Consider the following 18,177-nt stretch of genomic DNA (forward strand, 5'->3'; position numbering starts at 1 on the left):
CCCGCAGGGCAAGCTTATCCGGGGGCTATTCGCCGCGCCCAATCGCCTGTCGCGCCATGCGGTCGGCCACTTCATGCGCGCCGGTGCCCGAACGCTCGCTCTCGTCCCAGATCGCGGCGAGCGTGGTGCCGATGCCCTCGATCCGCTCGATCACGGTGCTGACCGAGCAGGTCTCACCAGCGCGGCGGGCGAGGTATTCGAGGCCGACATTGATGATGCCGCCCGCATTGATCACATAGTCGGGCGCGTAGAGAATGCCGCGTTCGCGCAGCATCCCGCCGTGCTCGGCGCGGGCCAGCTGGTTGTTCGCCCCGCCCGCCACGATTGCGCAATCGAGCTGCGGAATGCTCGCATCGTCGAGAATTGCGCCCAGCGCATTGGGGCTGAACACGTCGCAGGGGACCTGCATGATCTGATCGGTGGGCACGCAGTTGCCGCCCAGTTCCGCCGCCAGCGCTTCGGCCTTGGCCTGATCGATATCGGCGAGCGTCACCCGCGCGCCCTCGCCCGCCAGCATCCGCACCACCCGGCCGCCGACCGAACCACAGCCCTGCACCGCAACGTGGACGCCGTCCATGTCCGCACGGCCAAGCCGATAGGCCACCGCGGCCTTGATGCCGAGGAAGATGCCACGCGCCGTGTAGGGGCCGGGATCGCCGCCCGCCTGGCCCTCGGCCACCGGCAGCCCGCAGACATGCTCGGTGCGCTGATGGATCGCCTCCATGTCGGCCACGCTGGCGCCGACATCCTCGGCGGTGACATAGGCCCCCGCGAGCGCCTCGACCGCATCGCCGAACGCGGCGAGCATCCCTGGCGTCTTGCTGCGCTGTTCATCGAGCAGCACCACGGCTTTGCCGCCACCCAAGGGCAGACCTGCCAGCGCATTCTTGTAGCTCATCCCGCGCGACAGGCGCAGTGCGTCACGCACGGCGGCCAGCGGCTGCGGATAGTGCCAGAAGCGCGTGCCGCCGGCACCGGGCCCGAGGTGAGTCGAATGCAGCGCGATGATCGCGGTGAGCCCCGAGGCACGGTCATGGATGACCTCAACGCGCTCGTGCTCGTCGAAATCGGGCATGGTCCAGATGGCAGCAGAGCCGGGCGCAGTCATGTCAGGAATCCCCAGTGCAAGAGCCTGCAATGCTGGGAGAAAATGGGGCGATCGAGGGGTCTCGAACCCCCGACCTCCGGTACCACAAACCGGCGCTCTAACCAACTGAGCTACGATCGCCACATGCCAGCCAGGCATTGATCAATGCACGGGCTGTTACGTCCCCGTGCCGGCCGGTCAAGCGGCTTTAAGCACGGGCGAGCGCCTCTTGCACACACTCCCCGTTTTGCAAAGCGAAAATTGCGCAAAAGGTGCGACTATTGTTCATGCTTGAACCGGGCCGCGCGTGGACTATCACCCGCAGGCATGACTCAACCCGGCGCCACCAGCCCCGAAACCCTGCTCGAATCCCCCGGCATGATGCGCGTGCCCAACCCACGGCTGGAGCTGTTTCAGCTGCCCGGATTTCTCCCGCCCGCGCTGTGCGAGGAACTGATCGCCCTGATCGAGCGCGACCGCCGCCCCTCCACCATCGCCGACCCCAACGGTGACGACTACTTCCGCACCAGCGAAACCTGCGACCTCTCGCCTGACGAACCCGCCGTGGTGGACCTCGAACAGCGCCTGCATGCACTCAACCGCATCGACCCGGCACACGGCGAGCCGGTGCAGGGCCAGCGCTATGACGTGGGGCAGGAGTTCAAGCCGCACACCGACTATTTCGAGCCCGACGGCGAGGACTTTCACAAGTATTGCAACGTGGCGGGCAACCGCACCTGGACCTTCATGATCTACCTCAACCCGGTCGAGGCCGGAGGTGCGACCCGGTTCAAGGTGATCGACAAGACCTTCAAGCCCGAGACCGGCCGCCTGCTGTGCTGGAGCAACCGCCGCGAGGATGGCCGCCCCAACCCGGTCACGCTCCACCACGGGATGAAGGTGCGCAAAGGCGTCAAATACGTGATCACCAAGTGGTATCGCGAAAGGCCGTGGGGATGGAGCTAATGAGCGGAGCCGTCTTTATCTACCGCTGGCGCGTTGCCGCCGAGCACGAAGCGGCCTTTCTCGACCGCTGGCGCGAGGCAACCCGCGATCTGGGTACGCGCGGAGGTCTCGGCTCGCTGATTGGCAAGAACGCGGAGGGTGACCTTGTCGCCATCGCACTGTGGCCCGACGCGCAGAGCCGCGAGGCCGCCTTTGCCACCGGCGGCAAGGCCGAGCCCTGGCCGCCGTCCGAACGGCTCGTGACGGAGCAGCTCGATCCGTTATGCGACATGTGGAATCTCGAAGCCTGGAAGGACCTGCACCGATGACATCCTATCGCCGACAAGGCTCCTGCCATTGCGGGGCCGTCCGCTTCACCGTGGAGTTTCCCGACGAGACGTTGCCCGCCTCGCGCTGCAACTGCACCATGTGTGCGATGAAGGGCGCGGTGATGTCCTATGTACCGCTCGAAGCAGTGACGATCACCCAGGGTGCGGACAGGCTCGCCTGCTACAGCTTCAACACCGGGGTGGCGAAACACCACTTCTGCCCGACCTGCGGCATCCACCTGTTCCATCAGGCCCGCTCGGACCCGGACAAGTACGCGATCAATGTCGCGACGCTGGAAAACGTCAGCCCCTATGAGGACTTTCCGCTGGTGCCGATCGCCAATGGTCAGCGCCATTCGAAGGACAACAACGGCGAGCGCCTGATGGCGGGGCTGCTGCGCTTCGAACCCTCGTCCGACGGCGACTGGGGCACGCTCAACAATCTCAAGGTGTGATCGCCAACGAAAAAGGGCGGCCCCGAGAGGCCGCCCTTTTCGAATAGACGCCAGTGCTGGCGCGGCTCGCTTACTTCTTCTTGAGCGAGAGGCCGCCGAAACGCTGGTTGAACTTCGCCACGCGGCCACCGTCCTGAATACGCTGCGGACCGCCGGTCCAGGCCGGGTGGCTGGTCGGGTCGATTTCGAGGTTCATGGTGTCGCCTTCCTTGCCCCAGGTCGACTTGGTCTGGAACTCGGTCCCATCGGTCATCTTGACCGTGATGGTGTGGTAATCGGGATGAATATCGGCCTTCATGGCATTGGTCCTTCGTAGCCTCGAAGCGGTTCCGACCGCCTCAGCTGTAAATGGGAAGGCGCGCCCCTAACGCCACCTGTCCCGAAAAGCAACTCAAAACGGCCCAAAGGGCCGCAAGGGCGACCGCCCGCCCGCACCGGCCCCGTAACGAAGTGGAGGGAACAGCCGGGAGGACGTCGGCCCGGATGGGCCGACGAAAAGCAAACTACGCCGGATCGGCGATCATCGCGGTGAACTGCACCTCGCAGGTGGTCTTGCCCTCAACGCTGGCCTTGCCGGCAAACTTGCACACCTTGCTGCGCTGCTGGACGAAGCTCGCCTCCAGCTCAAGCAGGCAACCCGGCGTGACGGGAGCGCGAAACTTCGCGCCCTCGATCGCCATGAAAAACACCAGCTTGCCGCTGCCCGCCAGCTCCAGCGTCTCCACAGCGAGGATGCCGGCGGCCTGCGCCAGCGCCTCGATCTGGAGCACGCCGGGCATGATCGGTGCGCCGGGAAAGTGGCCCTGAAAGAACCCCTCGTTGAAGGTCACGCCCTTCACCGCCCGGATGGACTCGCCCTTGTTAAGCTCGACCACCCGGTCGACCAGCAGCATCGGATACCGATGCGGCAGGGCGCTGAGGATCTTCGGGATGTCGTAGATGTCGCTCATGCGCCCTGCCCCGTCGTGCCTGTCTTAGCGGCCCGAGGTCGCGGGCTGGCCCTGCGCAGCCGGGGCAGCCTGTTGCTGCTGCTGACGCATTTCGCGCGGCACCCAGCCCTCGGGCGGAGTGACCTGTACGCTCGGCAGAGCGGTGTTGAGCTGGTTCAGCACCGCCTCGTTGAGGTTGTGCGAGTTATCGGCCCACAGCACGGTGTCCGGGCTGAGCACCAGCGTCACGCCAGCGGCCTGAGCGGCGGCCTGAACGGCGGCGCCGAGACGCTCCTCGATCTGCTCGTTCACATAGGCTTCCGAACGCGAGATCGGAGCGAGGATCTGGTTCAGTTCGGCCTGGCCGTTCTGCTGCAGCTGCTGGATCTGCTGCGCCTGCTGCTGCAGGGCGGCCTGATCGGGGTTGGCTGCCTGACGCGCGGTCTGGAACGCGGTCATCAGGGGATCGATCTGTGCCTGCAGCGCGGCGCGGCGCGTTTCGGCCTGCTGCAACTGCGCGGCATAGGTCGTCTGCTGGGCGGTCTGCGCGCCCTGATAAGCGGTCGAGTTGGCGATCACCGCCGGAAGGTTGACGATCGCCACCTTCTGCGCCGCCTGCGCCATGGCCGGAGCCGCGGCGAAAGGAGCGGTAAGCGAAGCAATGGCGAGTCCGGCAGCAAGCGCGGCTTTGGTCATGATTTTCATCAGAATCGGGTCCCTACGTTAAACGATAGTGTCTTGGTCTGATCGCCCCGCTCCTTCGAAAGAGCATAGGCAAGATCGATCCGGAATGGACCGAAAGGCGAATTCCAGTTCACGCCGATACCGGCAGTGATACGCGGCTTCCAGGTGTTGCCGACAAACTCCTCGGTGAAGAACCGGCCCAGCGTGGTGAACGCCTGCGGGTTGGTTGCACCGGTCGGCGAAGTCGGGCTGGTGACCAGTTCCACCTTCTGGTTGCCCTGATCGTCGAGCACCGGCGCACCGCTGCCATCGACCACGAGCTGCGTGTAAAGCAGGTCACCCGCATTATTGCGCTGTGCAATCAGGATCGGATCCTCGGGCGTGTTCTGGTTGAGCACCGGTGTATCGACACCGAACACCGAGCCGATGTCGACGAAGATCGAGGGCCGCAAGCCAAGCTCGCGCGCACCAGAGCCGAGCGGGATCTCGATTTCGGCGCGGGCCAGATAATAGGCCCGTCCGCCCAGCGCATCGTCCTGGTTGCGGTCGTTGTAGAGGTCGTTGAGGACGTAGTTGCCCTCCGTGTCCTGGGTGTAGAAGCGGCGCACCACGCGCGGGCCGACACCGCGGATGTCAAACCCGCGGATTTGCGATTCGCCAAGGAAGAAGCGGTCGGTCAGCAGGACGTCGCTCTGCCCCGGCTCGCGGCTGCCCCAGCCCATGATGTAGCCGCCTTCGACGCGCAGCGAACCGATGAAGCCGCTGCCCAGCGGGACGAACTGCGCCGCATCGGCGCGTGCCCGCAGATAGCGCGTGCTGCCGCCGAGGCCCGCCAGATCGAGCCCGACCGTCGCCGAACGCCCGCGGGTCGGACGCAGACGCGAGTCGAGCGAGTTGTAGCTGAGCGAAAGGCCGAGGATCGACTGGGTCCGGGTGCCCAGCGCCTCGCACAGATAGCGGCCCGAAAGCACCGGTTCGCAGGTAGACACGCCGTCACCGTCGAAGTCGGCGAAATAGCGGGTCGGATCGACGGTGATATCCTGAAAGTTCAGGGTGTAGCTCGCCAGCGCGCTCAGATATTCCGACAGCGGAATACCGACGCGCGTCCGCACACCGGTGGTCGACTGCTCGTAGGTCGCGGTCTGGCTCGAATAGTAGCGGTTGTTCACTTCCTGCCGGTAGATCTCGAAACCGGCGGCGATATCGCGGTCGAACAGATGCGGTTCGGTGAAGCTGATGTTGCCCGACTTCTGATAGCGCGAATAGTTCACGCCCAGCCCGATCGACTGGCCACGGCCGCGGAAGTTGTTCTGCCGGATCGAGCCCGAGAAGATGAAGCTCTCGAGACTGGAGAAACCGGCCGACAGCGACAGTTCGCCGGTCGGCTTTTCCTGCACGTTGGCGACCAGACGGATGCGATCGGCGGTCGCGCCCTCGACCTGATCGATCTCGAAGTTTTCCTGGAAATATCCCAGCGACTTGATGCGTGCGTTCGAGCGGTTGACCTGCAGCGAGCTGAAGGCATCGCCCTCCGCGATACGGAACTCGCGGCGGATCACCTTGTCCTGCGTCAGCGTGTTGCCGTTGATCTCGACCGCCTCGATGTAGGTCCGGTCGGAATCGGCCACGGTGAAGGTGACGTCCATCGTGCGCGTTTCGCGGTTGAGCCGGATATCGGGCCGCACGTTGGCAAAGGCATAGCCGAAGGCACCGGCGGTCTCGGTCAGCCCTTCGACGGTGTTGTCGACCAGCTCGGCATTGTACCAGTCGCCGCTCTTCATGGTCAGCGACGAGGTCAGCGCCTCCGAGCTGAAATCGCGCAGCTGGCTGACCACATTGACGTCGCCGAACTTGTAGCGCTCGCCCTCTTCCACCACGTAGGTGATAATGAAGTCGCGCTTGTCGGGCGTCAGTTCGGCCACCGCCGAAACGACGCGAAAATCGGGATAGCCCTCGGTCAGGTAGAACTGGCGCAGCTTCTGCTGGTCGAATGCCAGACGATCCGGGTCGTAGCTGGTGTTCGAGCTGAAGATCTTGAGGAAGCCGGACTGCTTGGTGACCATCTCACCGCGCAGCTTGCTGTCGGAAAACACCTCGTTGCCGATGATGTTGATCTGGCGGACCTTCGACTTCGGCCCCTCGGTGATCTCGAAGATGACATCGACGCGGTTCTGGTCGAGCATCACCATCTGCGGCTCGACGCTGGCGGCGAAGCGGCCCTGCCGCTTGTACAGCTCGATAATGCGGGCGACGTCGGCGCGAACCTTCGAGCGGGTGAAGATCTGGCGCGGCGCGAGGTTGATCTCGGGATAGATCTTGTCGTTCTTGAGGCGCTTGTTGCCCTCAAGCACGATGCGGTTGATCACCGGGTTTTCCTGCACCGTGATGACCACGTTGCCGTTGTTGTTGGCAATCTGGTAATCGGAGAACAGCTCGGTCGCCGCGAGATCGAGCAGCGCCTGGTCAGCCGCGGCGGCGGTGTACACCTCGCCCACGCGCAGTTTCACATAGCTGACGATCGTTGCCGGTTCGAGCCGCTGCGCCCCCGCGACCGCGATGGAGCGGATCACGTCGCCTTGCGGCTGGCCTGGCGTGGTTTCCTCGGGGGCGCTTTCCGCTTCGGGATCCTGCGCCAGCGCAACGCTGGGCAAGCCTGCCAGCATCGTGCAACCCAGCAGGGTCGCAGCAAAAAATTTGGCACAAGGCGTCGCTGTCTTCGAACCCATTATCCGTCCACTTGTTTCGGCACCGCACGCCCCCGGAGCCAACCTGCCCTTGCCCATATCCAACTGGCGAGCCAAGAAAGGTCGGATAAGGCGCTAAAAGCGCCCTTGCCCGATGCGCCAAACGCAATCAAGCAATCCCTCCGTATTGGGAAGTTAGTAGCCGTCCTTATCCCCGCCTAGCTACCGAAGATCGGCAGCTTGGCAATGTCCAGTATCGTCACGAACAGCATCAGCGCGAGCACGAAGGCCATGCCAGTGCGGAACGCCCATTCCTGACTGCGCGGGCTGGCTGGCTTGCGACGAATTGCCTCTGCCGCATAAAAAGCCAGATGCCCACCGTCGAGGGTCGGAATTGGCAGCAGGTTAATGAATGCCAAGTTAATCGAGATAAACGCGATCAGCTCCACGAACGGGAGCGGGCCGAGACTGAGGCGTTCGCCCGAAATCTTGGCGATGGTGAGCGGGCCGCCCAGCTCCTCCACCGAGCGTTCGCCAACGATGATCTGCTTGATACCGGTCACCATCATGGCCATCAGGTCGACACTGCGCTCAGCCCCGAAGACGAGCGCGCCGATCGGCCCCTCGCGCGCGAATTCCTGCTCGAACGAACCGATGCCGATCCGCCCGATGCGCGAGGCATTGCCGAAGCGATCCTTCATCTGGACCTCGGCGATGGTGAGATCGGTGGTCCGTTCTGCCCCGCCACGCTCGTAGGTCAGCTCCACGGTACGCCCCGGATAGGGCAGGATCAGTTCCTGCAACTGCTGGAAATTTTCGACCTCAGCCCCATCGACCGCGACGATCCGGTCTTCCAGCTTCAGCCCGGCGGCCTCGGCGGGCGAGCCCTGCGTGATCGCCTGCACCACCGGCGGAGTGCTCGGCACGCCGAAGCTCATCGCGAACCCGGCGAAGATCAGCACCGCGATCAGCAGGTTGGTCAGCGGCCCGGCGGCCACGATCAGCGCGCGCTGATAAAGCTTGGCGTGCTGGAACGCGCCCCTCTCGGCAGGCGCATCGGGATCGGGCCTTGAGGCCGGGTTCATGTCACCCACGAACTGGACATAACCGCCCATCGGGATCGCCGAAATCCGCCAGCGCGTTCCGCGGCTGTCGGTGCGGCCCCACAGTTCGTTGCCGAAACCGACCGAAAACACCTTGGCCCCGACACCGAACCAGCGCCCCACCAGATAGTGCCCCAGTTCGTGCAGGGTAACGAGCGGGCCGAGCATCAGCAGGAAGCCGGCCAGCATCATCCACAAAGGGACCGATTCGAAACTATCAGGCAACGAGCAACAACTCCTTGGCGCGGGCCCTCGCCTCGGCATCGACGCTCAGCACGTCATCGAGGCAGGCAGGCGCATCCGGCCCGAACTTTTCGAGCACCTCGGCAGACAATGCCGCAATCTGGGTGAATTTTATCTGACTGGCGAGGAATGCGGCGACCGCCACCTCATTGGCCGCGTTGAGCACCGCCGGCGCGCCCCCACCCGCCTCAGCCGCCTCTCGGGCCAGACGGGTGGCCGGGAAACGCTCCTCGTCCGGCGCGAAGAAGGTGAGTTCGCCGATGGCGGCAAGGTCGAGCGGCTTGCACGGCGTGTCCATCCGCGCAGGGTAAGCAAGGCACGAGGCAATCGGCACGCGCATATCCGAAGGGCCAAGCTGCGCGAGGGTCGAACCGTCGCGGTATTCGACCATCGAGTGGATGACGCTCTGCGGGTGGACGACGATCCGCAAGCGCTCGAGACCGACCGGAAACAGGTGCCAGGCCTCGATGAATTCGAGCCCCTTGTTCATCATCGTGGCGCTGTCGACGCTGATCTTCGCGCCCATGTCCCAGTTGGGATGCGCGACCGCCTGCGCCGGGGTGGCGGCCTCCAGTTCGGCGAGCGACCTGGTGCGAAACGGCCCGCCGCTGGCGGTCAGCGTGATCGAGCGCACGTCCTCGATGCGATTGCCCTCAAGGCACTGGAAGATCGCGTTATGCTCGCTGTCCATCGGCAGCAGTGTGGTGCCGTGGCGGCGCACCGCCTCCATCATCACGTCGCCTGCCGAGACCAGCGCTTCCTTGTTCGCGAGCGCGACCGTGCGGCCCTGCTCGATGGCGCGCATCACGGGGCCGAGCCCCGCACAGCCGACAATGGCGGCAACGGTAATATCGACCGGGCGCGCCGCCGCATCGCACAGCGCCTCGCGGCCTCCGGCGGCCTCGATCTGCGTGCCCGCAAGGTGCACGCGCAGCTCTTCGAGGCAGCTTTCCTCGGAAACAACAGCCACTTGTGCGCCGAACTCGACAGCAAGTCTCGCCAGCTTTTCCGCCGAGCAATTGGCCGTGAGCGCCACCACCTGCCAGTGTTCGCGGTTGCGGCGGATCAGGTCGAGCGTGGAATCGCCGATGGAGCCGGTCGCTCCGAGAATGGAAATGCTGCGGGTCATGAAAGGCCAAACATATGGGGCGCGGTCATCAGCAGATAGATGCCCACGAGAATCGAAACCGCCACCAGCCCGTCGATCCGGTCAAGCACGCCGCCGTGACCGGGGATCAGATCCGAGGAATCTTTCATCCCGGCGCGGCGCTTGAGCCAGCTTTCGAGAAAATCGCCGCTCTGCGCGACAATGGCGATCAGAAGTCCAATGCCAATCAGGGCGAGATAGGCGCTCCCTTCCGGCTGCCAATAATGGCCGCATCCGGTGGAAAAGCCGCCGTGGACGAAGGCCGGCTCGCGCCATTCGCAGATCCAGCGCGGCACCTGCGCGTTAAGGACAATCGCCAGCGTCGCGCCAACCGTTCCGCCGCCGAGCCCCGCCCATGTCTTCGAAGGGCTGATCCGGGGCGCGATCTTCGGCCCGCCGAGGGTGCGCCCGAAGAAATAGGCGAACACGTCGACCGCGATCACCGCGCTGATAATCAGCACCAGCCAGGCAAGGCTCTGCGCGCTGACTGTCGCCAGTACGAACACGGCGAGGCCGAGGTAGAGTGCTCCGAAAGCCATCCAGGCGAGCCGTGCTCCGCCAGTGAAGCCAGCCTTGGCGAGGCGCGAAAACTCCCAGAATCCGGCCGCGCCCACCGCGACGATAAAGGCGGTCAGCACCCAGCCTCCGAGCCAGATTACCGCGCCTGCGATCACGAGCATCACGATGGCGCTAAGGGCGCGGACGCCGAGATCGGAGGCACCCTTGGCCTTGCGGTCTGCGCCGGTCACAGCCCCACCCCCGCTCGTCCTGAGCCGGAGAGAGATGCGATCAGCAGCACCATCTTACCGCCCGCCATAGCGCCGCTCCCGCGTGGCGAATTCCTCGCAGGCCGCGCGCAGCTCGGCCTGCCCGAAATCAGGCCACAGCACGTCGGTAAACAGCATCTCTGCATAGGCCGACTGCCACAGCAGGAAGTTCGACAAGCGCACCTCGCCGCTGGTACGGATGAGCAGGTCCAGCGGTGGCAGGTCGGCGGTATAAAGGTGCTTCTCGATGGCCGAGGCCGTCACCTCACCCTCTGCTGCCGCAAGCGCCGCCGCGCGAACAATCTCCTGCTGCGCACCGTAGTTCAGCGCCACCACCAGTGTGCGCTTGCCGCCCGCCGTGCGCTCCAGCGCATCTTCAAGCCGTTCGACAATATCGGGATCGAACGCCTTGTAATCGCCGATAATCCGCAGCCGCAGCCCCTTGGCGATAAAGTCCGCAATGTTCGCTTCGATAAAGCGGCGCATCAGGTTCATGAGGTCGGAAATCTCCTCCGCCTCACGCTTCCAGTTCTCGCTGCTGAACGCGTAAAGCGTCAGGCACTCGATCCCGAGCACCTCGCAGGCCTCGACCACGCGCTTGACCGCATCGCCGCCCGCCTTGTGCCCCAAGGCACGCGGCAGCCTGCGCTTCTTCGCCCAGCGTCCATTGCCGTCCATGATAATGGCGACATGGCGGGGATAGGTGGATGCTACTTGCGACATTCCGAACACCGCTCGTGCTGAGCTTGTCGAAGCACTGCCCATTTCCTTGCCGCCAGCCCGGCAGAAAAGGACAACCCTTCGACAAGCTCAGGGTGAGCGGGCGAAGGGACAAAGTGCCCGATCACTGCGTCAGAATTTCCTTTTCCTTGGCCTCGGTCGCCTTGTCGGCATCCGCCACATACTGGTCGGTGAGCTTCTGCACCTCGTCCTCGAGCTTCTTGCGCTCGTCTTCCGAGATTTCCTTCTTCTTCTCGTCGTCCTTCAGCGCTTCGTTGGCGTCGCGGCGCACGTTGCGGATCGCGATCTTGGCCTTCTCGGCATAGGTTCCGGCGAGCTTGGCCAGCTCCTTGCGGCGCTCCTCGGTGAGGTCGGGCAGCGGCAGACGCAGCGTCTGGCCATCGATCATCGGGTTCAGGCCAAGGTTCGAGTGGGCAATGCCCTTCTCCACCGCGAGCACATTGCTCTTGTCCCACACCTGCACGCTGAGCATGCGCGGCTCGGGCGCCGAGACCGTCGCCACCTGATTGAGCGGCATCATCGAGCCATAGACCTCGACCATCACCGGATCGAGCAGCGTGGTGTTCGCGCGGCCCGTGCGCAGACCCGAAAGGTCGCCCTTGAGGCTCTCCACAGCGCCCGCCATGCGGCGCTCAACGTCAGCCTTGTCGTATTTTGCCATGATAAATTCCTGAAATCTCTAAAGCCTGTATCAGTCCTTGCGGACAATCGTCTGCACACCCTCGCCCGCCAGCACGCGCTTCACGTTGCCCTTCTCGCGGATCGAGAACACCACGATCGGGATATCGTTCTCGCGGCACAGCGCCACTGCTGCTGCATCCATAACCTTGAGATTGGCCGAAAGCACCTGCGAATAGGAGATTGTTTCGAAGCGAACCGCATCGTCGGCCTTTTTCGGGTCCTTGTCATAGACCCCGTCGACGCTGGTCCCCTTGAGCAGCGCATCGCAATTCATCTCCGCCGCACGCAGCGCCGCACCTGTGTCGGTGGTGAAGAACGGGTTGCCGGTGCCCGCGGCGAAGATCACGATCCGGCCCTTCTCCAGATGCCGCTCGGCACGGCGGCGGATATAGGGCTCGCACACGGCGGGCATGGGAATGGCGCTCTGCACGCGGGTTTCGACGCCCGCATTCTCCAGCGCATTCTGCATGGCGAGCGCGTTCATCACCGTCGCCATCATGCCCATGTAGTCGGCGGTGGTGCGGTCGAGCCCCTTGGCCGCGCCCGAGATACCGCGAAAGATGTTGCCACCACCGATCACGAGGCAGATCTCCAGCCCCGTGTCATGAGCCGCCTTCACCTCTTCGGCGAGGCCCGCCACGAATTCTGCGTCGATGCCGAATTCCTGTTCCCCCATCAGCACTTCGCCCGAAAGTTTGAGGAGAATGCGTTTGGTGTCGGGCAGGAGCATATGGGGGTATCCTAGGGCAAGAATGCGTGTTGGCGGGCGTCTTAGTGCGCGGGCCGTCCGGTGCCAAGGGGGCTATCGGCGCACCGCACAGCAAAACGGCCACCGGAGCATCCTCCGGCGGCCGCCTTGTTGTCTCGAATGATCGAAAGGATCAGCCGGCCACTGCAGCAGCAACTTCTGCCGCAAAGTCGGTCTCTTCCTTCTCGATGCCTTCGCCGAGCTGGAAGCGGACATAGTCCTTCAGAACGATCGCAGTGCCGGCGTCCTTGGCAGCCTTGGCAACGACTTCCGCGATGGGCGTCTTGTTGTCCATCACGAAGACCTGGCTCAGCAGGGCGTTTTCCTTGGCATACTTGGCCACGGCGCCATCGACCATCTTGGCCTGCACTTCCGCCGGCTTGCCGCTCTCGGCAGCCTTTTCGGCAGCGATCTTGCGCTCGCGGTCGATCACCTCGGCGTCGAGGCCTTCGGCGTTCAGCGCCTGCGGGAACGCAGCCGCGATGTGCATGGCCAGCTGCTTGCCGAGCGGCTCGAGCACGTCGGCACCGGCTTCGCTCTCAAGCGCGACCAGCACGCCGATCTTGCCGAGGTTCGGCGCGGCGGCATTGTGCATGTAGGGCACGATCAGACCGCTCGACACGGCAACGCTCTTCACGCGGCGAACCTGCTGGTTCTCACCGATGGTGGCGACGTTGTTGGTCAGCTTGTCGGCCACGGTGCCGCCGTCGGGATAGGCGGCAGCCTTCAGCGCCTCGACATCGTCGCCTTCGACACCCAGAGCAACCTCGGTGGTCTTGCGGACGAAGTCCTGGAACTGGTCGTTCTTGGCGACGAAGTCGGTTTCCGAGTTGACCTCGACCGCCACGCCCTTCGTGCCTTCGACGGCCACGCCGACGAGGCCCTCGGCCGCGGTACGGCTCGACTTCTTCTGCACGGCGGCAAGGCCCTTGGCGCGCAGCGCGTCAACCGCGGCTTCGATGTCGCCATTGGTCTCTTCGAGCGCCTTCTTGGCGTCCATCATGCCTGCGCCGGTCTTTTCGCGGAGCGCTTTTACGTCGCTTGCAGTAAATGCAGCCATTGTTCTCTTCCTTTATTCTGTTCCGGTGGCGCCAGGCCTGTGCTGCCCGGCGCCTTGGAGTGCCTGTGTGACATGCCGCTTACATTGAGCGGCGCGCCTTGCGATCAGGCGTCGGCAGCAGCCGGAGCTTCGCTGACGGCAGCCTCTTCCGGCGGCACGTCCATGGCGCCGATGTCGGCACCCGAATCGACCACGCCCGCACCACGGCCGCTCGCAGCGGCAGCAGCAACGGCGTCACAGTAGAGACGCACGGCGCGGCTGGCGTCGTCGTTGCCGGGGATCGGGAACGCGATGCCCGAGGGATCGACGTTGGTGTCGAGCACGGCCACGACCGGAATGCCGAGCACGTTGGCTTCCTTGATCGCGAGGTCTTCCTTGTTGGCGTCGATCACGAACATCACGTCCGGCACGCCGCCCATGTCGCGGATACCGCCGAGCGACAGCTCAAGCTTGTCACGCTCACGGGTGAGGTTGAGGATTTCCTTCTTGGTGAGGCCGGTGGTGTCGCCGCCAAGCTGCTCTTCCAGCGTCTTGAGACGACGGATCGAGCCCGAGATGGTCTTCCAGTTGGTGAGCATGCCGCCCAGCCAGCGGTGGTTGACGAAGTGCTGACCGCACGAACGGGCAGCCTGGGCGATCGGCTCGGCAGCCTGACGCTTGGTGCCGACGAACAGCACCTTGCCGCCGGCACGGGTGGTCGCCTGCACGAAATCGAGCGCGCGGGCCATCAGCGGCACGGTCTGCGACAGGTCGATGATGTGAACACCGTTGCGGGCGCCGAAGATATACGGCTTCATCCGCGGGTTCCAGCGGTGGGTCTGGTGGCCGAAGTGTGCGCCGGCCTCGATCAATTGCTGCATCGTGACGGTAGGAGCCGCCATAGGTAAATTCCTTTCCGGTTAAGCCTCTGGATAGCGGGGAACCGAACCCGGCAAGAGCCGGATGCGGCACCGGTGATGTGTGCCATCCATGTGGATTTGTTGAACGCCGTCCACACGAGGGAATCGCATGGCCCGCTTCAACGCGGCGGCCTTTAGCGGCCTTGGCGAAATTAATCCAGCCCCAACCGCACGCTTTCGCCCGCAAGCCCCGGAACGACTGCGAATCTTCGCCGTTTGTTCCAGAATGGTCGAAAACAGCTTGACCAATGAGAACAAAAATAGAACAGGAGGGGTATTGAGAACATTGCCGGAACATCCGGCGATTCGCAACAAGGAAGACTACGATGATCCTCGCTGTCGCTCTCTCGCTGTTTTTCGGTGTTCTGGCCGGTTTCTCGCTGCTGGTGTGCGGCCGCTCGGGCATGGAAGGGCTTGCGCAGTGGCGCAGCATCCGTGCCGAACTGGCCCTTATCGATCAGGCCGCTCGGCCAGAGATTGCTCCACTTCGTCCACGCCCAGCGGCTTTCGCGCAAGGGGCATGGCGGCTGCGTCGCGAGCACGTCTGACACGGGCATAACGCACAATGCCCAGCGGCATCAGCGCGAGGTAAACCACGCAGATCAGTGCCAGCGTCCACCACGGCTCGCTCAGCAGAGCGGCGAACAGCAGGCCCGAGAGGGCAATCGCCGGAAGCCGCACATCGGTCGAAGGACGCAGTGATTTCCAGCTCAGAGTAGCGATGTTGCTGATCATCAGCACCGCGATCACCAGCGCCCACAGGCCAACCAGCACCGGCTCGCGGAACACCGCCATGCCGCTGCCCAGCCACAGATAGAGCGGCAGAAACACCAGCCCTGCCCCCACGGGTGCCGGAATGCCGGTGAGGAACCCGGCGGACTTGTGCGGTTGTTCATCGACGTCGATCTGCGCGTTGAACCGCGCGAGCCGCAGCGCGCAGCAAATGGCGAAGGCGAGTGCGGCAAACCAACCCATCCGGGGCAGGTCCTGCAACGACCACAGGAACAGCACCAGCGCAGGCGCCATGCCGAAGCTGAGCGAATCGGCGAGGCTGTCCAGCTCGGCACCGAACCGCGACTGCGCCTTCAGCAGGCGCGCGATCCGCCCGTCGATCCCGTCGAGCATCCCGGCAAGAATGATGGCGAACATGGTCTTTTCCCATTCGCCCTCGATCGCGAAGCGGATGCCGGTGAGCCCCGAACACAGCGCCGCGGCCGTAATCGCATTGGGCAGCACCGCCCGCATCGACAGCCCGCGCGGCGCCAGCGAACGCTGCGTCGATTCGTGCTCGCTCGCCTTCGGGCCAAGCCAGGCCGGGCCATGCGGTGCGAGCCGGTCGTCGTGCGGCAATTCGTCGCGGTCGAAGTCCTCGTCGCTCATCGGCAATACCTCACTGCGCCACCCCTTCGATCAGGGCGATCGCACCGATTTCTGCCAGAACGGTTTCGCCCGCGATCATGCGCTGGCCGGGCAAGACCTTGGGGTCCGTCCCGATCGGCAGATAGACATCGACACGGCTACCGAACCGAATCAGCCCGACCCGCTGCCCGGCTGCGACAATGTCGCCCGGCTTCACGAAAGGCACGATCCGCCGCGCCACCAGTCCGGCGATCTGGGTAAAGCCTACGGGCGCGCCGTCGGCCTTCTCGATCAGGATGTGCTGGCGCTCGTTCTCTTCGCTGGCCTTGTCGAGATCGGCGTTGAGAAAACGGCCCGGCACATAGGCGATCCGGCGGATCGTCCCGCCAACGGGCGCGCGGTTGATGTGGACGTCGAACACCGACATGAAAATGGAGATCCGCGTAACCGGCTCGCTGCCGAGGCCGGGACGCCCCTGATCGTCAGGGCCCTGCAATTCGGGCGGCGGGGCGACCTTGGTGATCAGCGACACCATGCCATCGGCCGGGGCCACGATCAGCCGCTCGCCCTGCGGCACCACGCGTTCGGGATCGCGGAAGAAGGCGAACACACCGCCCGTCAGCGCGAGCAGCGGCCAGCCAAGAAACTCCCAGTCGACCAGAAACAGCACGACCAGCGCGATAGCCAGAGCCAACAGCCCGAAGCGACGCCCCTCGGGATGGACGGGCGGAAAGCTCCACTCGCCAATGCCGCGCCCACGATTATCTTTCAGTTCACCTGCCATCGGAGCAAGTTAGTGAGTCTGGCCCAAGGCTACAAGCGCAGCCGCCAGCTTATGCGCGGCTTAGCCACACTGCCGCGTTCGCAACAGCATTCCTTCACGCAAGGTCTGATGAGGCCGATCCGACCGTACCCAGACCCAGCACGAATCGGGCTCCCCCGCCCTCGGCATTCTCTGCCTGCACATGGCCGCGGTGCAGGTCGGCAATAGCCTTGACGATGGCGAGCCCGAGGCCATGCCCGTTGGGACGATGCTTCAGGCGCACGAACGGTTCGAAGATGTCGCTCAGCCGGTCTTCCGGAATGCCCTCGCCGCGATCTCGCACGGTGATCGTACCGTCAGACCCGAGCACGACATCCACGGCACTGTCGTCGGGCGCGAAGCGCACCGCGTTTTCGATGAGATTGCCGACTGCCACCATCAGCAATTCGGCCTTGCCGAGCGCTATCACAGGCGCATCGGGGGCCTCCACCGTGATCGTCACGTTCCGCGCCATGGCAGCTGGCAGATGCTGCTCGCGGGCATCCTCGACCACGTCGCGCAGATCGACCTCGTCCTGGAGCCGCTGTTCGCGCACTCCCATCAACAACAGCAGTTGCTTCACCATCGAGGAAAGACGGCGGACATCGCCGACGAGGCGGGTCCGCATCTCGTCGTCCTCGATCATCTCCAGCCTGGTGCGCAGGACGGTCAGCGGCGTGCGCAATTCGTGCGCCGCGGCCGACAGGAACAGGTGCCGTTGACGCTCGTCTTCCTCCATCCTCCAGATCACGCGATTGACCGCGCGGACCAGCGGCAGCACCTCGATCGGCAGCCCCTTTTCCGGAATGCGGCGATGCGTGCCATCGGGGCCGATGGCCTGCGTGATCCGCGCCACCCGGCGAATGAGTGAGAAATTCAGCCCGAGGATCGCCGCAAACAGCGCGAAGACAATCGCCACCGGATAAAGGAAATAGTCCGAATAGAACGTGACCCACTTGTCCCAGTACGACTGTTTCTCGACATCGGGCAACACGATCGGCTCGGTCAGCCCGGTGAACTCGAAATAGGAATATTCCGGGCACAGCGTATATTGAACGAAAGCCAGACCATCCGACAGCTTGAGAGGCTCACCAACCTGCGCGCAGACCCGCCGACCAGGAGGCGCCTGCTCGATCTGGCGGGTGATGTCGGCGATGTGGTATTCGTCGTAGAGCTTCGGGTGGCTGGTATTGCCTGCACGCCCGTTCTTCGTCTCCACGTAATAGCGCATGTTCGGATTGGCCGCGAGGATTGCCCGGAACTCCGGGTTTTCGCGCGGGTCGCTGGCCTCCTCGCCATAGCGCCGACCGAAAGCATAGCTGCTGAGGATCTGGGTTGCCCGCCCTTGCGTGATGACCAGCGGGTCCGCCTCGACGATCTCGGGCCGATCCGCCACCGGCATGATCACGAAGGTGTAGAACCCCCAGCCAAGCAGCACGAAGGTCAGCAACGCCATCTGCGCAAAAATCGACCGGCTCAGCGCGTGCAGGATCTTCATGCGGCCATCATGGCGC

The 18,177-nt window shown here is 64.3% G+C and carries 19 protein-coding genes and 1 tRNA gene; 3 read left to right on the plus strand and 17 right to left on the minus strand.

Features of this window, described 5'->3' with window-relative positions:
* Positions 1 to 25: 25 nt before the first annotated feature.
* Both D2V17_RS01390 and D2V17_RS01395 read right to left on the minus strand, forming a co-directional pair.
* Positions 26 to 1,108 carry a Leu/Phe/Val dehydrogenase gene (locus D2V17_RS01390; RefSeq protein WP_119591357.1) on the minus strand — a complete coding sequence of 361 codons (1,083 nt, stop codon included), beginning with the start codon at positions 1,106 to 1,108 and terminating at the stop codon, positions 26 to 28.
* Positions 1,109 to 1,151: 43 nt separating this feature from the next.
* Positions 1,152 to 1,228: transfer RNA gene (locus tag D2V17_RS01395), tRNA-His, on the minus strand.
* 186 nt (positions 1,229 to 1,414) lie between these two features.
* Here D2V17_RS01395 and D2V17_RS01400 point away from each other — a divergent pair.
* From D2V17_RS01400 to D2V17_RS01410, 3 genes are read left to right on the plus strand one after another with little or no spacing between them, the layout of a single operon-like run.
* On the plus strand, positions 1,415 to 2,053 hold the full coding sequence (locus D2V17_RS01400) for a prolyl hydroxylase family protein (protein WP_119591358.1): 639 nt from the start codon (positions 1,415 to 1,417) through the stop codon (positions 2,051 to 2,053).
* The gene (locus D2V17_RS01405; RefSeq protein ID WP_119591359.1) at positions 2,053 to 2,361 is read left to right on the plus strand and encodes a hypothetical protein; all 309 of its coding nucleotides are present in this window, start codon (positions 2,053 to 2,055) and stop codon (positions 2,359 to 2,361) included. The genes D2V17_RS01400 and D2V17_RS01405 overlap by 1 nt, the downstream gene beginning before the upstream one ends.
* Entirely contained in the window at positions 2,358 to 2,816 is a 459-nt protein-coding gene (locus tag D2V17_RS01410; protein WP_119591360.1) for a GFA family protein, read from the plus strand. The genes D2V17_RS01405 and D2V17_RS01410 overlap by 4 nt, the downstream gene beginning before the upstream one ends.
* A 70-nt stretch (positions 2,817 to 2,886) precedes the next feature.
* On the opposite strand, the gene rpmE is transcribed toward D2V17_RS01410, so the two are convergent.
* From rpmE to D2V17_RS01485, 15 genes are all read right to left on the minus strand, one after another.
* Positions 2,887 to 3,114, minus strand: a complete 228-nt coding sequence (gene rpmE / locus D2V17_RS01415; RefSeq protein WP_119591361.1) for a 50S ribosomal protein L31 — start codon at positions 3,112 to 3,114, stop codon at positions 2,887 to 2,889.
* A gap of 205 nt (positions 3,115 to 3,319) precedes the next feature.
* Positions 3,320 to 3,766, minus strand: a complete 447-nt coding sequence (gene fabZ / locus D2V17_RS01420) for a 3-hydroxyacyl-ACP dehydratase FabZ (RefSeq protein ID WP_119591362.1) — start codon at positions 3,764 to 3,766, stop codon at positions 3,320 to 3,322.
* 24 nt (positions 3,767 to 3,790) lie between these two features.
* On the minus strand, positions 3,791 to 4,450 hold the full coding sequence (locus D2V17_RS01425; RefSeq protein WP_119591363.1) for an OmpH family outer membrane protein: 660 nt from the start codon (positions 4,448 to 4,450) through the stop codon (positions 3,791 to 3,793).
* Positions 4,450 to 7,092: an outer membrane protein assembly factor BamA gene (gene bamA, locus D2V17_RS01430; protein ID WP_245978417.1), complete on the minus strand. Its 2,643-nt coding sequence runs from the start codon at positions 7,090 to 7,092 to the stop codon at positions 4,450 to 4,452. The genes D2V17_RS01425 and bamA overlap by 1 nt, the downstream gene beginning before the upstream one ends.
* A 239-nt stretch (positions 7,093 to 7,331) precedes the next feature.
* Positions 7,332 to 8,441, minus strand: coding sequence for an RIP metalloprotease RseP (gene rseP, locus D2V17_RS01435; protein ID WP_342767819.1), 1,110 nt, complete (start codon positions 8,439 to 8,441; stop codon positions 7,332 to 7,334).
* The gene (locus D2V17_RS01440; RefSeq protein ID WP_119591366.1) at positions 8,434 to 9,588 is read right to left on the minus strand and encodes a 1-deoxy-D-xylulose-5-phosphate reductoisomerase; all 1,155 of its coding nucleotides are present in this window, start codon (positions 9,586 to 9,588) and stop codon (positions 8,434 to 8,436) included. Before D2V17_RS01440 ends, rseP begins: the two co-directional genes overlap by 8 nt.
* A complete protein-coding gene (locus tag D2V17_RS01445) occupies positions 9,585 to 10,355 on the minus strand; it encodes a phosphatidate cytidylyltransferase (protein ID WP_245978419.1) in 771 nt (256 codons plus the stop codon). Before D2V17_RS01445 ends, D2V17_RS01440 begins: the two co-directional genes overlap by 4 nt.
* Before the next feature lie 54 nt (positions 10,356 to 10,409).
* Positions 10,410 to 11,096: a polyprenyl diphosphate synthase gene (uppS, locus tag D2V17_RS01450; RefSeq protein WP_245978421.1), complete on the minus strand. Its 687-nt coding sequence runs from the start codon at positions 11,094 to 11,096 to the stop codon at positions 10,410 to 10,412.
* A gap of 121 nt (positions 11,097 to 11,217) precedes the next feature.
* A complete protein-coding gene (frr, locus tag D2V17_RS01455; RefSeq protein WP_119591368.1) occupies positions 11,218 to 11,775 on the minus strand; it encodes a ribosome recycling factor in 558 nt (185 codons plus the stop codon).
* 30 nt (positions 11,776 to 11,805) lie between these two features.
* Positions 11,806 to 12,525, minus strand: a complete 720-nt coding sequence (pyrH, locus tag D2V17_RS01460; protein ID WP_119591369.1) for a UMP kinase — start codon at positions 12,523 to 12,525, stop codon at positions 11,806 to 11,808.
* A gap of 151 nt (positions 12,526 to 12,676) precedes the next feature.
* A complete protein-coding gene (tsf, locus tag D2V17_RS01465; protein ID WP_119591370.1) occupies positions 12,677 to 13,603 on the minus strand; it encodes a translation elongation factor Ts in 927 nt (308 codons plus the stop codon).
* A 104-nt stretch (positions 13,604 to 13,707) separates the two neighbouring features.
* Complete coding sequence (rpsB, locus tag D2V17_RS01470; RefSeq protein ID WP_119591371.1) at positions 13,708 to 14,484, minus strand: 30S ribosomal protein S2; 777 nt, start codon at positions 14,482 to 14,484, stop codon at positions 13,708 to 13,710.
* 468 nt (positions 14,485 to 14,952) lie between these two features.
* Positions 14,953 to 15,747: a CDP-alcohol phosphatidyltransferase family protein gene (locus D2V17_RS01475; RefSeq protein ID WP_245978424.1), complete on the minus strand. Its 795-nt coding sequence runs from the start codon at positions 15,745 to 15,747 to the stop codon at positions 14,953 to 14,955.
* Between the two features lie 145 nt (positions 15,748 to 15,892).
* The gene (locus D2V17_RS01480; protein WP_119591373.1) at positions 15,893 to 16,645 is read right to left on the minus strand and encodes a phosphatidylserine decarboxylase; all 753 of its coding nucleotides are present in this window, start codon (positions 16,643 to 16,645) and stop codon (positions 15,893 to 15,895) included.
* A 94-nt stretch (positions 16,646 to 16,739) separates the two neighbouring features.
* A complete protein-coding gene (locus D2V17_RS01485) occupies positions 16,740 to 18,161 on the minus strand; it encodes a sensor histidine kinase (RefSeq protein WP_147367162.1) in 1,422 nt (473 codons plus the stop codon).
* Positions 18,162 to 18,177: the final 16 nt, after the last annotated feature.

Source organism: Aurantiacibacter xanthus (genome assembly GCF_003584015.1).
GTDB classification, from domain to species: domain Bacteria; phylum Pseudomonadota; class Alphaproteobacteria; order Sphingomonadales; family Sphingomonadaceae; genus Alteraurantiacibacter; species Alteraurantiacibacter xanthus.